At 68.1% G+C, this 15,210-nt stretch carries 12 protein-coding genes, 1 tRNA gene and 2 pseudogenes; 7 read left to right on the top strand and 8 right to left on the bottom strand.

Going from position 1 to position 15,210, the window contains the following annotated elements; all coding sequences use genetic code 11:
* Positions 1 to 90 precede the first annotated feature (90 nt).
* Positions 91 to 408, bottom strand: coding sequence for a nuclear transport factor 2 family protein (locus tag WEB29_07195; protein ID MEX2136727.1), 318 nt, complete (start codon positions 406 to 408; stop codon positions 91 to 93).
* A 242-nt stretch (positions 409 to 650) separates the two neighbouring features.
* Between WEB29_07195 and WEB29_07200 the strand changes: the two genes are divergently transcribed.
* The 5 genes from WEB29_07200 (at position 651) to WEB29_07220 (ending at position 5,342) form a co-directional block, all read left to right on the top strand.
* Positions 651 to 959 (top strand): hypothetical protein, encoded by a 309-nt coding sequence (locus WEB29_07200; GenBank protein MEX2136728.1) that lies wholly within the window; start codon positions 651 to 653, stop codon positions 957 to 959.
* A gap of 636 nt (positions 960 to 1,595) precedes the next feature.
* Positions 1,596 to 1,886: an SHOCT domain-containing protein gene (locus WEB29_07205; GenBank protein MEX2136729.1), complete on the top strand. Its 291-nt coding sequence runs from the start codon at positions 1,596 to 1,598 to the stop codon at positions 1,884 to 1,886.
* Positions 1,887 to 1,900: 14 nt separating this feature from the next.
* Positions 1,901 to 2,836 carry a YCF48-related protein gene (locus WEB29_07210; GenBank protein MEX2136730.1) on the top strand — a complete coding sequence of 312 codons (936 nt, stop codon included), beginning with the start codon at positions 1,901 to 1,903 and terminating at the stop codon, positions 2,834 to 2,836.
* Positions 2,837 to 2,839: 3 nt separating this feature from the next.
* Entirely contained in the window at positions 2,840 to 3,982 is a 1,143-nt protein-coding gene (locus WEB29_07215) for a hypothetical protein (GenBank protein ID MEX2136731.1), read from the top strand.
* An 898-nt stretch (positions 3,983 to 4,880) separates the two neighbouring features.
* Positions 4,881 to 5,342: an SRPBCC family protein gene (locus tag WEB29_07220; protein MEX2136732.1), complete on the top strand. Its 462-nt coding sequence runs from the start codon at positions 4,881 to 4,883 to the stop codon at positions 5,340 to 5,342.
* A gap of 160 nt (positions 5,343 to 5,502) precedes the next feature.
* Here the strand turns inward: WEB29_07220 and WEB29_07225 are convergent, their stop codons facing one another.
* A complete protein-coding gene (locus WEB29_07225) occupies positions 5,503 to 6,894 on the bottom strand; it encodes an FAD-binding oxidoreductase (GenBank protein ID MEX2136733.1) in 1,392 nt (463 codons plus the stop codon).
* A 40-nt stretch (positions 6,895 to 6,934) separates the two neighbouring features.
* Positions 6,935 to 7,630, bottom strand: a complete 696-nt coding sequence (locus tag WEB29_07230) for a Crp/Fnr family transcriptional regulator (protein ID MEX2136734.1) — start codon at positions 7,628 to 7,630, stop codon at positions 6,935 to 6,937.
* A gap of 589 nt (positions 7,631 to 8,219) precedes the next feature.
* Between WEB29_07230 and WEB29_07235 the strand changes: the two genes are divergently transcribed.
* Positions 8,220 to 8,804 carry a peroxiredoxin gene (locus tag WEB29_07235; GenBank protein ID MEX2136735.1) on the top strand — a complete coding sequence of 195 codons (585 nt, stop codon included), beginning with the start codon at positions 8,220 to 8,222 and terminating at the stop codon, positions 8,802 to 8,804.
* 324 nt (positions 8,805 to 9,128) lie between these two features.
* Here WEB29_07235 and WEB29_07240 read toward each other — a convergent pair whose 3' ends face one another.
* The 5 genes and pseudogenes from WEB29_07240 to dnaG form a co-directional block, all read right to left on the bottom strand.
* Positions 9,129 to 9,506, bottom strand: a complete 378-nt coding sequence (locus WEB29_07240; GenBank protein ID MEX2136736.1) for a nuclear transport factor 2 family protein — start codon at positions 9,504 to 9,506, stop codon at positions 9,129 to 9,131.
* A gap of 723 nt (positions 9,507 to 10,229) precedes the next feature.
* Positions 10,230 to 10,304 (bottom strand) — tRNA-Asn (locus WEB29_07245).
* Between the two features lie 106 nt (positions 10,305 to 10,410).
* Positions 10,411 to 11,220: pseudogene (locus tag WEB29_07250) on the bottom strand (sigma-70 family RNA polymerase sigma factor).
* Between the two features lie 549 nt (positions 11,221 to 11,769).
* Positions 11,770 to 12,138 (bottom strand): annotated as a pseudogene (locus tag WEB29_07255) (sigma-70 factor domain-containing protein).
* Between the two features lie 365 nt (positions 12,139 to 12,503).
* Complete coding sequence (gene dnaG, locus WEB29_07260) at positions 12,504 to 14,348, bottom strand: DNA primase (protein ID MEX2136737.1); 1,845 nt, start codon at positions 14,346 to 14,348, stop codon at positions 12,504 to 12,506.
* Positions 14,349 to 14,483: 135 nt separating this feature from the next.
* Between dnaG and WEB29_07265 the strand changes: the two genes are divergently transcribed.
* Positions 14,484 to 15,122: a hypothetical protein gene (locus WEB29_07265; GenBank protein MEX2136738.1), complete on the top strand. Its 639-nt coding sequence runs from the start codon at positions 14,484 to 14,486 to the stop codon at positions 15,120 to 15,122.
* The last annotated feature ends 88 nt before the right edge of the window (positions 15,123 to 15,210 follow it).

Consider the following 15,210-nt stretch of genomic DNA (forward strand, 5'->3'; position numbering starts at 1 on the left):
CCCCTGCTGTTCCACTGATCTTACTGACGGCAGGCGGGGTGGAAGGGCGAGGGGAAGCGGCGGATAAGCGGGCACTGCGGGGTCGAGCGCTCAAGAGTGCCCCCGGCGATCAGGGAGTCTGCACAAAGGCGCGCACAGCTCGTCGTCACGCGTCCCGGACAGCCGCCACTCCATCCACACCTCGTTCTCGCGCTCCGCCAGCCGGAGGATCCCCGCGGTGACATCCGGCATGGACGTGAACATGCGGGCGAAGTTGGCACGCACCTCGTCGCGGCCGCGCACCACCTCTCCCCGACGGGCGGGCGCCTCGTCCTCATAGTCCTCGGCGAAGCAGGCCGCGACCGCGTCGGCATCGTGCCGCGAGATGGCGGCGACGATGGCTTCGGCGAGTTCGCCCGGTCGGGTCACTTGACGAATCTGCGCGCGAATCTGATGCAAGTCAACGTCGGATTCGAACGAGCCGGCTTGGCAGCATGCAAGGCGGCTCGTGCCGGGTACGACCACGGGCGTTCGGCGCGGTGCGGATCCGAGTCTTGCATGCTTAAAGCGCAGAGTCGGCCAAACTGAGTCGCGTTTCGCTCGCGTGCCGGTGTGATGCGTTCCCTTGAGCAGCCCTCAGTGAAGGCACGAGTGAGAGAGGAGACATCGACATGGCTGAAGTCGTTACGTTGGTCACGGGGTACGTCGAACCAGATCGCGTAGCTGAGGTCGCGGAGACCTACCGGAAAGCGCTCCAGGGCGGAACGCCGCCCGATCTTGAGGAGACATTTCTCCTGACCGGATCCGAGGGACGTGTGGGCGTCCTGAGCGTGTGGTATCGCCGAGCGGATCTCGACGCCATGCTTGCTTCTGGCGAGGAGCCCTTCGCACGTCGGTTGATCCGAAATGCGGGAGGCACTCCAGAGGTAGCGATCTACGACATCGTGGTCCGGGCGACCGGCGAGGTCGGTCAGCCGTAGTGACGTGCCGGCCGCTGGGGCGAAGCCTGGAGCATCGGGCATACGTCGTCTCGGCCCACGTGGTCATGCGTGCGGGTGCCGATCCGGCGCGAGTCCCCTGCCTCACCGACGATTTCGACATGGAGCATTCGACCATCCAGCTCGAAACCGCGGATCGTCGGCGACTTGAGCACGCCATGCATTCGTGACCCGCTCGACTGGCGCCGCAGGACGCGAGTAAGCCGCCGTCGACTCGAAGCAGGTATCACACTAATCACTGTTAGTGGGATGCCCTCGGCGTCGCTGGGGCTACTCGCTCGCCACGTATCATGCTCGCTCGGCCGCCACACCTGTGGTAGGGCGCCCGAGGCCGCCGGGCGCTGACGAATGGCGCCGGAACGTGGCGAGGGGAGGGAAAATGGGTGCTTAGCGCAGATCGGAGCATCGGCGGCACGCTGCCGGAGCAAGCCAACGCGGCAGCCCGCCGCCGGAGGGCCGCACGTCTCCTCGCCGGGCCTGGCACAGGGAAGACGTGGAAGCTCGTCGAGTACGTGGTCGGGCTCCCGTTCCCCCCGCGGTTGAGCCCGATCCAGCTTCTGCCTTGCTTTCCCGATCTGTCGCATCCAGCCCAATGGCTAGGATGGACCGGTGAGCGAGATGTTCGAGCAGTGCCGGGCGCTGATGGAGACCATGATGTCCGGCGCCGGATCGTGGATGGGCATGATGCCGATGGGCGGCGGCATGATCCTCATCGGCCTCGTGTGGCTCATCCTCCTGGTGGCGGCCACCGTCCTCCTCGCCTGGCTCATCCTCCGTGGCCGAGGGCCTAGCGCGGCCACCGACGCGCGCCAGGTCCTCGACATCCGGTACGCCCGCGGCGAGCTCGAGCGCGAGACGTACCTTCGCATGCGAGCCGACCTGACTGACCACGCGCCGGCCGCGCGCTGAGCATACGGGCACGCGTGGTGGCAGCCAGGCGCAAGCGGCAGACAACGACCCCCCGATCTGCGGCGTCGCGCCGTCAGCCGTCCCGCCCCACGCCCGGACGCCGTTCCAGCACTGCCCTGCTCATCGCCGCCGGAGTCGCTGTGGTGGGGGTGGTGGCCTTCCTCATCCTCCGACCCCTTGAGGGCGGTGCCGCTCCCTCCGCCTGGGCGAGGCTCAATACCGCCGACGTCCACGCCCTGGCCTTCGCGCCGGACGACCCTGGGCGCCTCTACTTCGGCCACCACAATGGCCTACTCGAGTCGCGCGACGGCGGCCGCACCTGGCAGCCGGCCTCGCTCTCGGGCGCCGATGCGATGAACGTCCGGGCGGCCGGCGAGGGACGCATCCAGATCGCTGGGCACGAGGTGTACCTCGAGAGCACCGATGGCGGAGCCAGCTGGCAGCCGGTCCCCAACGACCTGCCCGGCCTCGACCTCCACGCCTTCGCCCTCGATCCCGCCGATGCCGATCACGCCTGGACCTTCGCCGTCGGCTTCGGTCTGTTCGAGACCCACGACGCCGGGCGGCATTGGGCGCTGCTCCAGTCCGGAAACTGGGGCTACCTCGCCAGCTACCGCGCCGGCGACCAGACCGCCCTGGTGGCGGTCGGCCCGGAGGGCCTGGTCCGCAGCGTCGACGATGGTGCGACCTGGCAGCCCCTCGCCTACCCCGGCGCGCCTCTGGCCGGTGGCCTCGCCGCCGCCGACGACGGCAGCGCGCTGTATGCGGCAACCAGCGCCGGTCTGAAGCGTTCGACCGACCAGGGGCAGACCTGGCAGTCGACCGGCTTCGACGGCGTGGCCCTCGCGCTGGCGGTCGCCCCGGGCGACCCGACGACGGTCGTCGTGGTCGACGACGCCACTCGCTTCTACCGCTCAGCGGACGGCGGCGCCAGCTGGCCGCTACCCTAGCGCGTGTCTCTTCACGAGACGCCGGCTCAGCCGTGGCTGCGGGCGCTGGCGGCCGTGCTGGCGCTCACCGCGGGGGCGGTGCACCTCGGACAGGTCGGCGTCCACCTCGCCGAGGGGTGGCCGATTGCCGGCTTCTTCCTGGTCGTCGGGGTCATCCAGGTCGCAGCCGCCGGTCTCCTCTTCCGACCCCGGCCGCGCTCGTGGTTCTGGGTCGGGATCGCCGCGTCGGCGGCGGTCATCGGGGTGTGGATCGTGTCGCGGGCGCTCGGCCTGCCGTTCGTCGAGGGCGGCGAGCCGGAGCCGGTCGGCGTGGCCGATGGGGTGGCCAGCCTGACCGAGGCGTGGACCATCGTCGTCCTCGGTGCGTACCTGGCCGAGCCGACGCGGCCCAGGCGGCTGACGGTGATCGGCCTCGCGACGCTCTCGGTGCTTGGCCTCACCGGGCTCTGGTGGCTGGCAGCCGATGCCGGGATCTTCAACGCCGACCCGGCGCGCCTGGCGCTCGACCAGCCGTGGGTGGTGGACTGGCTGGTGGCGAGCGGCGGGATCGGTCTGGCCGCCGCCATGCCGCTGGCGCTCCGACGAACGGCCTGGCGGCCGTGGCGGCGCGGCCTCCTGCGCGGCCTGGTCGGCATGACGGCGGTGAGCGTGGCTGGGCTGGCGTGGCTGACGCTGCCCCCGACCATCGGCCAGAACCTCGATTGCCAGGCTGCGCCACTGTCGACCGCGCTCGGCGGCGGCCACGCCGATGCAGCTGAGCCGATCGCCCTCGACACCGGCGAGCTTGTCTACTTGCCCGCCTTCGAGGTGCGTGCGTGCGGGAGCTCGGCGGTGACACTCGAGCGCGCCGAGCCGGTAACGACCGACGGTGGCGGGGCAACGATCGGCGGTGTCTGGCTGCTCCCGGTTGGAGTCCGGCTCACCGACGAAGGCTCCCCGGCGCTGCCGGCCGGCGCGGTTGCGGTCCCTCCTGGCGCCCAGATCGTCCCAGGGCAGCCACGCCAGCTCATCGTCGGCCTTGAGGCGACCGGCGACGGCGACTTCTCGCTCGCCTCGCTGCGGCTCACCTACCGCACGACCGAAGCGGGCTCGTTCGCCTTCGCCACTCAGATCGTTGTCTGCAGCGGTCCATGCGGCGATGGGTAGGCCGCCGGCCCATGTACTGCGCTAGACGCGAGCGGTTAGCCGATTGGAGACAGGGTCATCGCCTCGGGCCGGAGCCGGCCACTTACTGCGTTCGCGAGGCGAGCAGGCCGACGAAATCTCACTCCCCCGCCCTAGCCGCTCCCGCGAATGGTTGAGGGTAGCGCTTCTCGAGTGCCATCGGTGCCATCAAGTCATCGAACGCCGCTCTCCTGTCCAGCGGCATTGTCCCGAGTGCACGTCCACGCTCAAACGCATGCGGAGTCGACGGGCGATGGCGCGCTCCAGGGAGACGACCCGCGATTAGCGCGCCCCACGGTAAGGGACCTCTTCGAACGTGTCGACGTCGACAGCCGGGAGCTGAAGGCCGTTGCAGTCTGGAACGTGGCGACCGAACAGGGTGTTAACCGGTCGGACGCAGTAATCGAGTGGCTCCGGCGGTAGGATTCGAACCTACGACCAAGCGGTTAACAGCCGCCGGTCTCGAGGCTGACTCTGAGCACGAATGTGGCAGATCATGCCGGCTGAATCAGTCACACAGTCAGTCACCGAGTCGGCCGCGGCGGAACCTATTGGTCGGGCCGGGCGGGCTAGCCCGTACGCGAACGACCTTGTCGAAACGGTCCGCGTTGCGCGTCATCGAACTGACCGGGGCATTGAGGTCGTCGCATGGCGCTCACTCTGGCCGATCGGCAGCGACCAGGTGGTAGCGCAACGCTGACGGTCTAGGACAGGTCAGTTACCCCTTAGGAGTACCATTACGAGTCGGGGATCGGCCGGGGACTCGCCGAGCAGTCGTCTGGGAGCCAGCTCGTCGAGTCGACCACTCCATTCGCGCACCTCCGAGATGCCCTGCCCACCCAGTCGTCCCCCGTCCCGGTCTGGCGCTGGAGGTTTGCCCATGGGTCACATCCGCGACACGTTCCACATCGATGCAGCACCGGATCAGGTCTGGGCATTGGGTACCGATCCCTCGCGGTACCCGGAATGGCAGGCCGGCCTCCTCGAGGTCAGGGACATCAGCGGGCCGCTCGACCGAGTCGGCTCCAAGTACACCGCGGTCTATAAGGTGATGGGCCGGCGCCTCGAGGCCACCAGCGAGGTCACCAAGGTCGAGCCGGGAAAGCTGATCGAGGAGCGTGGCTCCATCGTCGGTGGAGGGCCGGCCGTCTCGACGCTTCGCATCGAGCCGGTGTCTGGCGGCACTGACATGACTGTGGAGCTCGACTACGAGCTGCCCGGAGGTCTGATCGGCGACATCGCCGATAAGTTGTTCATGGAGCGCGCGATCGATCGCCAGATTCGCCACTCCAACGAGAACCTCAAGGCCCTCGCCGAGGCAAAGGTCGGCGTTACGGCTTGACCGTGGTACGTCGGCGAAGCCGCCCCGTCGCAGGGGCGGCTTCGCATACCCCTCAGGCGAGAGTGGTACCGCATACCGGAATCGCGGCGAGCCTCCGGTGGAGTCCGACTGAGAACGATTGTTACGGTCGGCTCAGTGACCGCGCTGCCTGCGCGGGCACTCAGCCCGGGACGATGTTCTGGTTCAGGTGGAAGACGTTCTTCGGATCGTACCGGCGTTTCACGGCCTGCAGCCGCCGGTAGCGTTCCTCGCCGTAGACCTCCCGGACGTGCTCGTCGCCCTCCTCCATCAGCCAGTTGACATAGGCGCCCGTCCGGTAAGGAGCCATAGCCTCCCAGCACTCGCGGGCCCATAGGCGCTCCACGTCGAACCCGTCGGCCGAGTCCGTCGCGCCGACCACGTCCACGAGGTAGCCGCTGCGGGTGCTGCTGAAGGCGGTGTCCAGCGCGCCGACGCGTGCCACGGCGCCTCCGAGCTGCCAGGCAATCATTGCCGACCGCAGCGACCTGATGCGGGCGCCGTGATCCAGCATCACCTCCAGGACGCCATCCGAGAGCGCGGCGACGTCGGACGCCTTGGAGTAGATCCAGATGCCGTGCGGGAAGCTCGGGTCAAGGAGCCCCTGGTGCTCGACGAATGGGCGACGGCTGACGAGGTCGACGATCGGTGTGCCGAACTGCCGCATGGCGGCCAACGCGGCCTCACCCCGGTCGTGCTCGCCGACCCAGCAGCACGCGACGCCGATCACCGGCCTCCCGTGGAGCTCGGCGGGAATCAGGTCGACAGCCGGCGCGCGCCGCACGATCAGCGCGGTGGTGAGCTCATCGGGCGCGGCCAGCGCCCACTCCCGATAGAAGCGTCCCACCTCCGCGCCGTCCTCGAGTGCCCACAGGACGAGGCCGGCGACGACCGTCGGCGCGACTTGGTTCAGCCGATAGGTGAAGTCGGTGACGATGCCGAAGTTGCCGCCCCCGCCGCGCAGCCCCCAGAAGAGATCCGCATTGTGAGCGGCGCTCGCCTCGACCACTTCCCCTTTGGCGGTGACGACCTCGGCCGCGAGCAGGTTGTCGACGGTCAGACCGTGCTTCCGCATCAGCCATCCGAAGCCACCACCCAGAGTCAGGCCGGCGATGCCGGTGTGCGTCACCGAGCCAAGCGGCACGGCCAGGCCGTACGCCTGGGTCGCCCGGTCCAGCTCGCCGAGCAGTACGCCACCCTCGGCGCGCGCCACCCGACGCTCGGGATCGACGTCGATGCGCTTCATCGGCCCAAGGTCGATGACCACTCCGCCGTCCACGACCGAGAACCCCGGGAAGCTGTGTCCGCCGCCCCGGATGGCAGCGGTCAAGCCGGCTCGTCGTGCGAACGCCAGCGCAGCGACGACATCGGCGCGCCCCGAGCACCGGGCGATCAGCGCGGGCCTGCGGTCGATGGAGCCGTTCCACACCCTGCGCTGCGCCTCGTAGGCGGGATGGTCTGGACCGACGAGGTCGCCGCGGAACGAGCGCTCGAGGTGGGCGTATGCGCTGCGGCCTTCCGTCAGAGCTGCCATTCATGGCAGCATGATGCTCGGAGCGGCGAGCTGTCAGGAACTATCGTTCCTGAGCGGCGGCGATGGCCGAAAGCCGCTCCGGGTCGGTGAGCACGATCCCGTCGCGGCGGGTCCGGATGCAGCCCTGCGTCCGCAGCTCGCGGAGGACCCGGACGACGACCTCGCGCACCGTTCCGACCCCATCGGCGAGCTCCTGCTGACTGATGGAAGCGGCGAGCTCCTCCGAGTGCGGGTCGAGGGCGGCAAGGTCGAGGAGGTGCCGTGCGATGCGCTGCCGGACCGTGGCGAAGGCGTGGCCGGAGAACTCCGCGACAAAGGTCATCACTCGCTCGCTCGTCTCGACGAGCAAGGCGTTCGCGACCCGGGAGTCGCGGAGCGCCTGCCGTACCACGCGCGCGGGATCGAGCCGAAGCAGCTCCGCGTCCGTCAACGCCTGGATGGTGAAGGGCCTGACGGCCTCGGCGTACAGCGTGGCCGCGCCCATGAGCGCTCCGCGGCGGCAGTAGCGAACGGTCAAGGCCCTACCGTCTGCGGCGGCGACCTGGATGCGGACCAGCCCGGATACTACGAGCTCCAGGTGCGGTGACTCGCCTGCCACCGGGCGGACCGTGGATCGCGCTGGGATGGTCACCCGCGTAGCGCCCGCCAGCACTTCGCCCAGGACATCCGCTGGCAGCGTGCCGAGCCGGGACGCGGCGAGAGCTTCACGCTCGCTGTGATCGAGCCGTAATCCCACGACTGAACGCTACTGCAGCGAGCGGTCGGCGTGGGGGCAGGTTATCGCGCGACCAGGGTGGTACCGCATACCGGATGCGCTGTATTTCGTGCCACGCGTCCCACAGAGCGACAGGATGGGCAGCATAGGCGACATGGGACGTATGGGACACGACCGATAAGGGCTCAGATAAGGGCTCAGACACCAATGCGGTGGTGGCTTCCCGGACCACCTCACGGGCAACGCGCGCAGTACCGGACCTCGTCCCCGGCAGGTGACGGGGCCGCGCTAGCAACCATCCCTATCCTTGGGCGTCACGAACTGAAGTCAGCTGGCGAATCAGCAAGAATGCAATCGGCCGAGGGTTCCCCGACGCGACACTGAGGTCGGAGGCGCAAGTGGGACTTAAACCGGCAGATACCAAATGCCGAATCGTCTTGCCGGCACAGGTCCACCACTCTCGGATGGCCGCTTAGCGGGGTGGCGGCTTCCGGCGCAGCCTTCAACTTCAGTCGTTAAGCATACTGACGAGCGGGTTGTGGATAAGTCAACGCATCGGTACGGCGCAAACGCCTGAAGTCGAAAGCCTCGAGAAGAGGAGAACCAAGAGATGAGGTCGAGCACCAACTACCAGCCGCCGCCCCTCCCTGAGGGTCTCCCCGTTCCGGTCGACGACGGTGCGGCTGCACACCTACCAGACCGGCTGATACCCGACCTCAAGCTTCGCTCGACCGAGGGACAAGACGTCAACCTCGCCGAGCTGGCTGCGACACAGCTCGTTCTGTACATCTACCCCAAGATGGGGCGCCCTGACGACGCCGACCCACCTGGCTGGAACGAGACGCCGGGAGCGCGGGGGTGTACGCAGCAGAGCTGCGCCTTCCGCGACCTTCACTATCAGTTCCGTGACCTCGGATACAGGGTTGCAGGCGTGTCTGCCCAAGATAGCGAGGAGCAAGAGGAGGCAGCCCAGCGACTCCACTTGTCGTTTCCCCTCCTGGCTGACCCGACGCGCCAGCTGGGCGAGGCGTTGAAGCTTCCTACCCTCGAGATCGCCGGAATGATCCTTTACAGTCGGCTGACACTCGTCGCCCGAGCGCGCCGCATCGTCAAGATCTTCTACCCGGTGTTCCCACCAGACGAGAACGCCGAGGAGGTCCTGCAGTGGATTCGGTCGGACAGCAGTTCAGACTGACAGCCGCGCCCAGACTTCTTCAGGCTGACATGCCATCGCTGGAGGCTTCTTGTTATGGGCCGAGACTCAGGAGCACGGCCGTCGCGAGCGGACTCTACGTGAACCGTCTCATACGTCTCAGCCGAGTTCAGCGAGACCTACCAAGAGACGCATGAGACGCAGGAAACAGGACAGATAAGGGCTCCAATAAGGGCTCCTGAAGCTCGACACGTCACCGTCGTGGGTGACTCGCCGTTGCTGTGACGCACCTGGCCGGCTTGCGGCGGCGTGGAGGAAGGTGTAACGGGGGACCCCGACCCATGATGGCGCCGATGATGAGCTGGATTACCCGTAGAAGTCGGCCTGGACTCGCGGGTCGCCGCTGAACCACGCTTCACTGATCTGCCCGTCGCGCACGTGGAACACGTACACGACGCGGTCCGCCAGCGAGCGGCCGTTGCGTTCGGCCCGGGTGATATGCAGGGCGACGGTGTGATCGTCATTGGCCAAGACGTCATGCAGTTCCCAACGGAGCGTGCCGTTCGTCATCTCGCGCAGCTGCCAGATCATCCGCGCGATGCTCTCTGACCCGGCAACTTCGACTCCTTCGCCCCCGTGCAGAACCGCATCCGGGGCGAACGCGGCGGCGAAGCCGGCCATGTCATCGCGGTCGAGGGCCGTCCGCCGCAACGAGGCGAAACTCGTGACCCTGCGACGCGTCACCCGATCGAACATCGAGGCTCTCACCCCAGAGCGTGCGCGAGGCATCCTCAAGGCAATCAGCGGCGACCGGCTCGAGGCAGCCTACGCGCTCTCGTTCATGGGTCTACGCTCGTCGGAAATCCTGGGGATCGCTCGCTCCGACCTCGACCTCAACGACGGGACCGTGACTATCCGGTACCAGATCGCGGGATCGGGCCGGAAAGCGGCTAGGGTTGAGACGAAGACGGCCGCGTCAGCAGCCACTATCGCGCTGTCGCCCTTCGTTGTTGACCGTCTGCGGGGGCACCTCCGGCGGCAGGAGGCCGAACGACCCCTAGTGCCATTCGGGGATTCTCTCGTGTTCGTCACGAAAGGCGGTCTGGCGATCAATGGCTCGTGGTTCACCAAGCACTTCCAGTCGCTACTGCTGAGAGCAAGCCTGCCGACGATGCGCCTCCACGATATGCGCCACGGGGCTGCGAGCCTGCTCGTGGACGCGGGAGCACACCCTCGCGTCGCCCAGGAGTTGCTCCGCCACGCGCCCGGCAGCCAGGTCACCATGGAGCGATACGCTCATGTCACGGCAAGGCAGCAACGCGATGCGGCCGACCTGCTAGAGCGGGCAATTGCCGGGCATGGGTTCATGGCGGAGGAGTCAGTCACGGAATCAGTCACGGAGGCCGCAAAAGGAGTCGCCTCGAGTGGACTGCAGCGACCAAGCGTGGGCGATCCACTCGGGAAAAGTGGCTCCGGCGGTAGGACTCGAACCTACGACCAAGCGGTTAACAGCCGCCCGCTCTACCACTGAGCTACGCCGGAACATTCGCCTCATCCAGTCGCCGTGGCCGATGAGGCCGGCCGATGATACCCGTGCCTGACGCGACGGGTCAAAGAGGAATCAGGCGGCCGGACGGCCGCCATCGGTCTATTCCAGGTAGTCCTTGAGCTTCCGGCTGCGGCTTGGATGGCGCAGCTTGCGCAGCGCCTTGGCCTCGATCTGGCGGATCCGCTCGCGGGTCACGTTGAAGTCTCGACCGACCTCCTCGAGGGTCCGACTGCGGCCGTCCTCCAGGCCGAAGCGCAGCTGGAGGACGCGTCGCTCACGGGGGGTCAGGCTGTCGAGCACGCCCTCCACCTGCTCCTTGAGCAGCTGATGGCTGGCGGCGTCGGCCGGCGCCACGCTGGCGAGGTCGGGGATGAAGTCGCCGAGATGGCTGTCCTCCTCCTCGCCGATCGGCGTCTCGAGGCTGACCGGCTCCTGGCTGACCTTCATGATCTCGCGCACCTTCTCGGGTGAGACGGTCTGCGGCCCGGCCGCCTCGCGCTCGTCGGTCTCGGCTTCGGTCGGCTCCCGCTGCAGCTTGTCGCGCAGCTCGCGGATGATTTCGTCGCGGCTCATGCGCCGGGCGATCTCTTCCACCGTCGGCTCGCGGCCCAGCTCCTGCAGGAGAGTGCGGCTGACGCGGATCAGGCGATTGATCGTCTCGACCATGTGGACCGGGATCCGGATCGTGCGTGCCTGGTCCGCGATGGCGCGCGTGATCGCCTGCCGGATCCACCAGGTGGCGTAGGTGCTGAACTTGAAGCCCTTCTCGTAGTCGAACTTCTCGACCGCCCGGATGAGGCCGATGTTTCCCTCCTGGATCAGGTCCAGGAAGCTCATGCCACGCCCGATGTACTTCTTGGCGATGCTGACCACCAGCCGCAGGTTCGCCTCGGTCAGGCGCTTGCGGGCGTCGACGCTCTGCTCGACCAGCCTGCCGGCGCGCTTCTCGAGCGGCACCTCGGGCGGGATGGTCGGGTCGTAGCCGAGCTCGTGCAGATAGGCGGCGTCGTTGCCGTCCTCGATGTAGGCCCGCACGATCTCCTGCGCCGTCTCGCGCGCCCAGCGCTCGAGCTCGACCAGCTCGGCGGCACCGGCATGTTCGAGGGCGCGCTGGCGATAGGTATGGCCGAACAGGATCGCCTGCTTCAGCGCCTCGCCGGGGTCCTCGCCGATCAGCTTCATGATCGACTCGGCACGCATGATCCGCTCGCGTGCCTCGTCGTCGAGGTCGGGCGCCCGACGCGCCTTGGAGAACTTGACGCTGGGCGGCGTCACCGTCTCCTTGCGGACGAGCCACCAGTCGACCGCGTCGCGCGTCACGCGGGCCGATTCCTTGGGCAGATCGAAGGCGCGCATGGCAGCCATGCTGCGTGCCTTCGGCTCGGAGTTGGAGCTGACCCAGGTATACAGGTTGACCAGCGCTCGGGCCGGGTCCTCGACCGCCAGCTCGCCCAGCTCGATGGCCTTGGCCAGGACGACCTCCTCTTCGGCAGTCAGCAGGGCGACCTTACCGATCTCCTTGAGGTACATGCGGACCGGGTCGTCGATGCCGATCAGGTCGGCCGCGAGCGCGTCCACGTCCTCGTCGATCCCCTCGCGCTTGATCACCGCGGCCGCCTCATCGGCGTCGAGGCCGGCCTCGGCGATCAGGGTCGGGTTGTTGTCAGCGTCGAGAACCTCAACCCCGCTCTCCTCAGCGGCCGCATACAGCTCTTCGATCGCGTCGGGATTCGCCTCGGGCTGTGGCATCGAGTGCAGGATCTGGTCGTGGGTGATGAACCCCTCGTCACGACCCTTGGCGAGCAGGTTCTCGAGGGCTGCGCCCATCCCCTTGCCCTGCTCCGCGCTGGTCTTCGAGGCGGCTTTGACCTTGCTGCCGCGCGGTGCCTTGGCCGCGGCCTTCGGCGCCTCGGTGGCAGCGGCTGCCTTGCGGGCGAGCTTCGGCGTTTCGACGACTGCGGCTGCCTTGCGGGCGAGCTTCGGCGTTTCGACGACCGATGTCGCCTTGCGGGCGAGCTTCGGCGTTTCGACGGCCGCGGTCGCCTTGCGCGCTGGCTTCGGGGCGTCGACGACAGTGGCCGCCTTACGCGCCGGCTTCGGGACGACGGCCGCGGTCGCCTTGCGCGCTGGCTTCGGGGCGCGGACGACGGCGGTCCCCTTGGCCGGCTCCTTGGTGATGGTCTTCGCCACGATCAGTCCCTCCTCGCGCCGACCGCCTGGGCCGGTGATTCCATTTCCCTGTTGAGATCGGCCTTTTCGCGGCCGAGCTTGTTGATTTGTTGCTTGAGTAACTCGAGCTGGGTCCCGTCCTCGTCGCGCTGCGCTTCCGCGAGCAGGAGCTGCCCGTCGTGGATCGCCTCCTCGATGCGCGTCGCGCGGAGCCGCAATAGACAGGTACGGAGTTGGGCACGCGCCTCGCCCGGATCGAGCTGTGCGCCATTTCCGTTGGCCGCCAGGTTGGCCAGCAGGTCGCGGGCGAGGCCCGCGGTCACGGGATCGAGGCTGCCGACGAAGGTCTCCAGGTCCGCCGCCGTCGCGTCGCCCTGCGCCACGCGTTCGCGCCAGGCGGTAACCAGGGCGCCGGTCGCGGCATCCCGGAATGGAAGCGGGCCCTCGGAGGGAAGCTCGGCCGTCAGCGCCGGATATCGGAGCAGGAGGCTCAACGCCTCGCGCTCGAGCGGTCCGAGCCCCCCCACGGCGGGAGTCGCGGTACCCGGACCCACCGGCAGCGGGGCGAGGCGCGGGGCGCGGCGGATCGGCTCGCGCGCGAGCGCCTCCAGCAGGACACTCTCGTCCACGTTGACAAGGCGGGCCAGCCGCTGGAGGTATCCCCGCTTTTCGACTGGGTCTCCCACCCGTTGTAGGACGGCTAGCACCCGCCCTGTGACCTCGCGCTTCCCGGCTACGCTGTCGAGGCCGACCTCCCGTGTCATCCGCTCCATGAAGTATTCGACCAGCTCCTTGGCGTCGGCGACCGCAGTACGCCACGCCTCGGGATCAGTTCTGATCAACTCGTCAGGATCCTTCCCCGCCGGAATGCGCACGACGCGGATCTTGGAAACACTCTGATCGGGTCCAAGTTCCTCGAGCAGCCCGCGCTGCGTGGCTGCCTCGCCGGCGAGGTCGACGTCGTAGGCGAGTGCGATCCCGTCTGCGTAGCGCGTCGCCAGCTCGATCTGGCCCCTCGTCAGCGCCGTGCCGAGGCTGGCCACCACGTTGGCGAAGCCGGCCTGGTGTGCTGCCATGACATCGGTGTAGCCCTCGACGATCACCGTGAGCTTCTCGCGCCTGATCGCGGCCTTGGCAAGGTCGAGGCCGTACAGCGTCCGGCTCTTGTCGAACAGCGGGCCGGCCGGCGAATTCAGGTACTTCGGACCCTCCGCGCCCGGCATGACCCGGCCGCCAAGGCCAACCGCCCGGCCTGAGGCATCGCGGATCGGGATGATGATCCGGCCACGAAACTTGTCGATCACGCCGCCACGGCTCGAGGGCGAGGCGAGCCCGGCGGCGAGGAGCTCGTCATTGGTGAAGCCGCGACCGATGAGCCGGCGCGTCAGCGCATCCCAGCTGGTTGGCGCATAGCCGATCCCGAAACGCTCGAGCGTTTCGGCGGTGAGGCCGCGCTCGTCGAGGTAGGCGCGAGCCTTCTCGGCCTGGGTCGCCTGGAGCAGCACTTCGCGGTACCACGCGATGGCCGCCTCGAGCGCTTCGCGCAGGCGACGCCGATGTCGGTCTTCCTTCGCCGTCTGCGCCGACAGCTCGACACCCGCCTTCTCGGCGAGGCGGGAGAGCGCCTCCCGGAAGTCGATTCCGTCCCGTCGCATCAGGAAGGTGAAGATGTCACCGCCCTCGCCGCAGCCGAAGCAGCGCCAGCTCTCGCGATCGGGAGTGACGATGAAGGATGGAGTCTTCTCGGCGTGGAACGGGCAGAGCCCCTTGTAGGCAGAGCCCGCCCGCTTGAGGGCGACGGTCTCCCCGACCACGTCGATCACCGGAAGCTTGGATTTGATCTCGGCAGCAATGCCGGAAGAGGTCATGCGAAAGATGCACCCCACGCCGTGCGGCGCTTTGTCAAGGGCTTGTCAAGAGGGATGCCGGTATTTTACCACGAAGTCAAGTTTCGGCTGCTGCCTGGCCCGTCGATGATCAGGGTTGCTCGGAGGGAATACACTTTGCAGTCGCTGGTCCGAGCCGACACGCCAGGGAGGAGTCCGACGGCCACTTTTCAGCCTGCGCCCGCGCAAGATGACGCGCTGCTGGCGGCCGCCTTCCGTGAGCTGCACGGGGCACGGCTGCACGGCTTCGCCATCCTCGTCACGCTCGGCGATCGGCAACCCGCCGAGCGCGCCGCCGGCTTCGCACTCGCCGCGGGGGCCGAGCAGGCCGCCGCCCTGCGCCACCCGGAGCGGGCTGCTGCCTGGCTCCGCGCACGAGTCTTGCGGGGCCTGTCGCAGCGGCGATCGGTCACACGATCGACCTCGCTCGAGGCGCGTCGCACGGCGCTAGCCCCCCTGGGCCTGGATGAGGTCGTATATCGGGGGCTGGCCGCCCTCAGCGTCAACGCCCGGGCTGCTCTCGTGGCATCGGCGATCGAGCGGTTCGACCCGATCGACGTCGAGACGATCCTGGATGCGGCGCCGGCCACGACGCGGCATGCGGTCGCTGGGGCACGAAATCGATACCTGCGATACGCCACCCGCGCCTCCGACGATGAGGCCGATGCGGCTCTGGATGAGCCTACCGGCGAGCTCGCCAGTCGCGTGCAGCGCGTCGCGAAACGCGCCTTCTCGACGAGCGACGCGTCCCGATGAAAGAGGCACATGGGCGCTTCCACGACTGGCTCACCGCAGGAGCGGATGGTGATCCACCTCGGGACGTTGCGGTGCACGCGTCGGTCTG

It is taken from the genome of Chloroflexota bacterium, from assembly GCA_040902225.1.
In the GTDB taxonomy this organism is placed as follows: domain Bacteria; phylum Chloroflexota; class Limnocylindria; order QHBO01; family QHBO01; genus CF-167.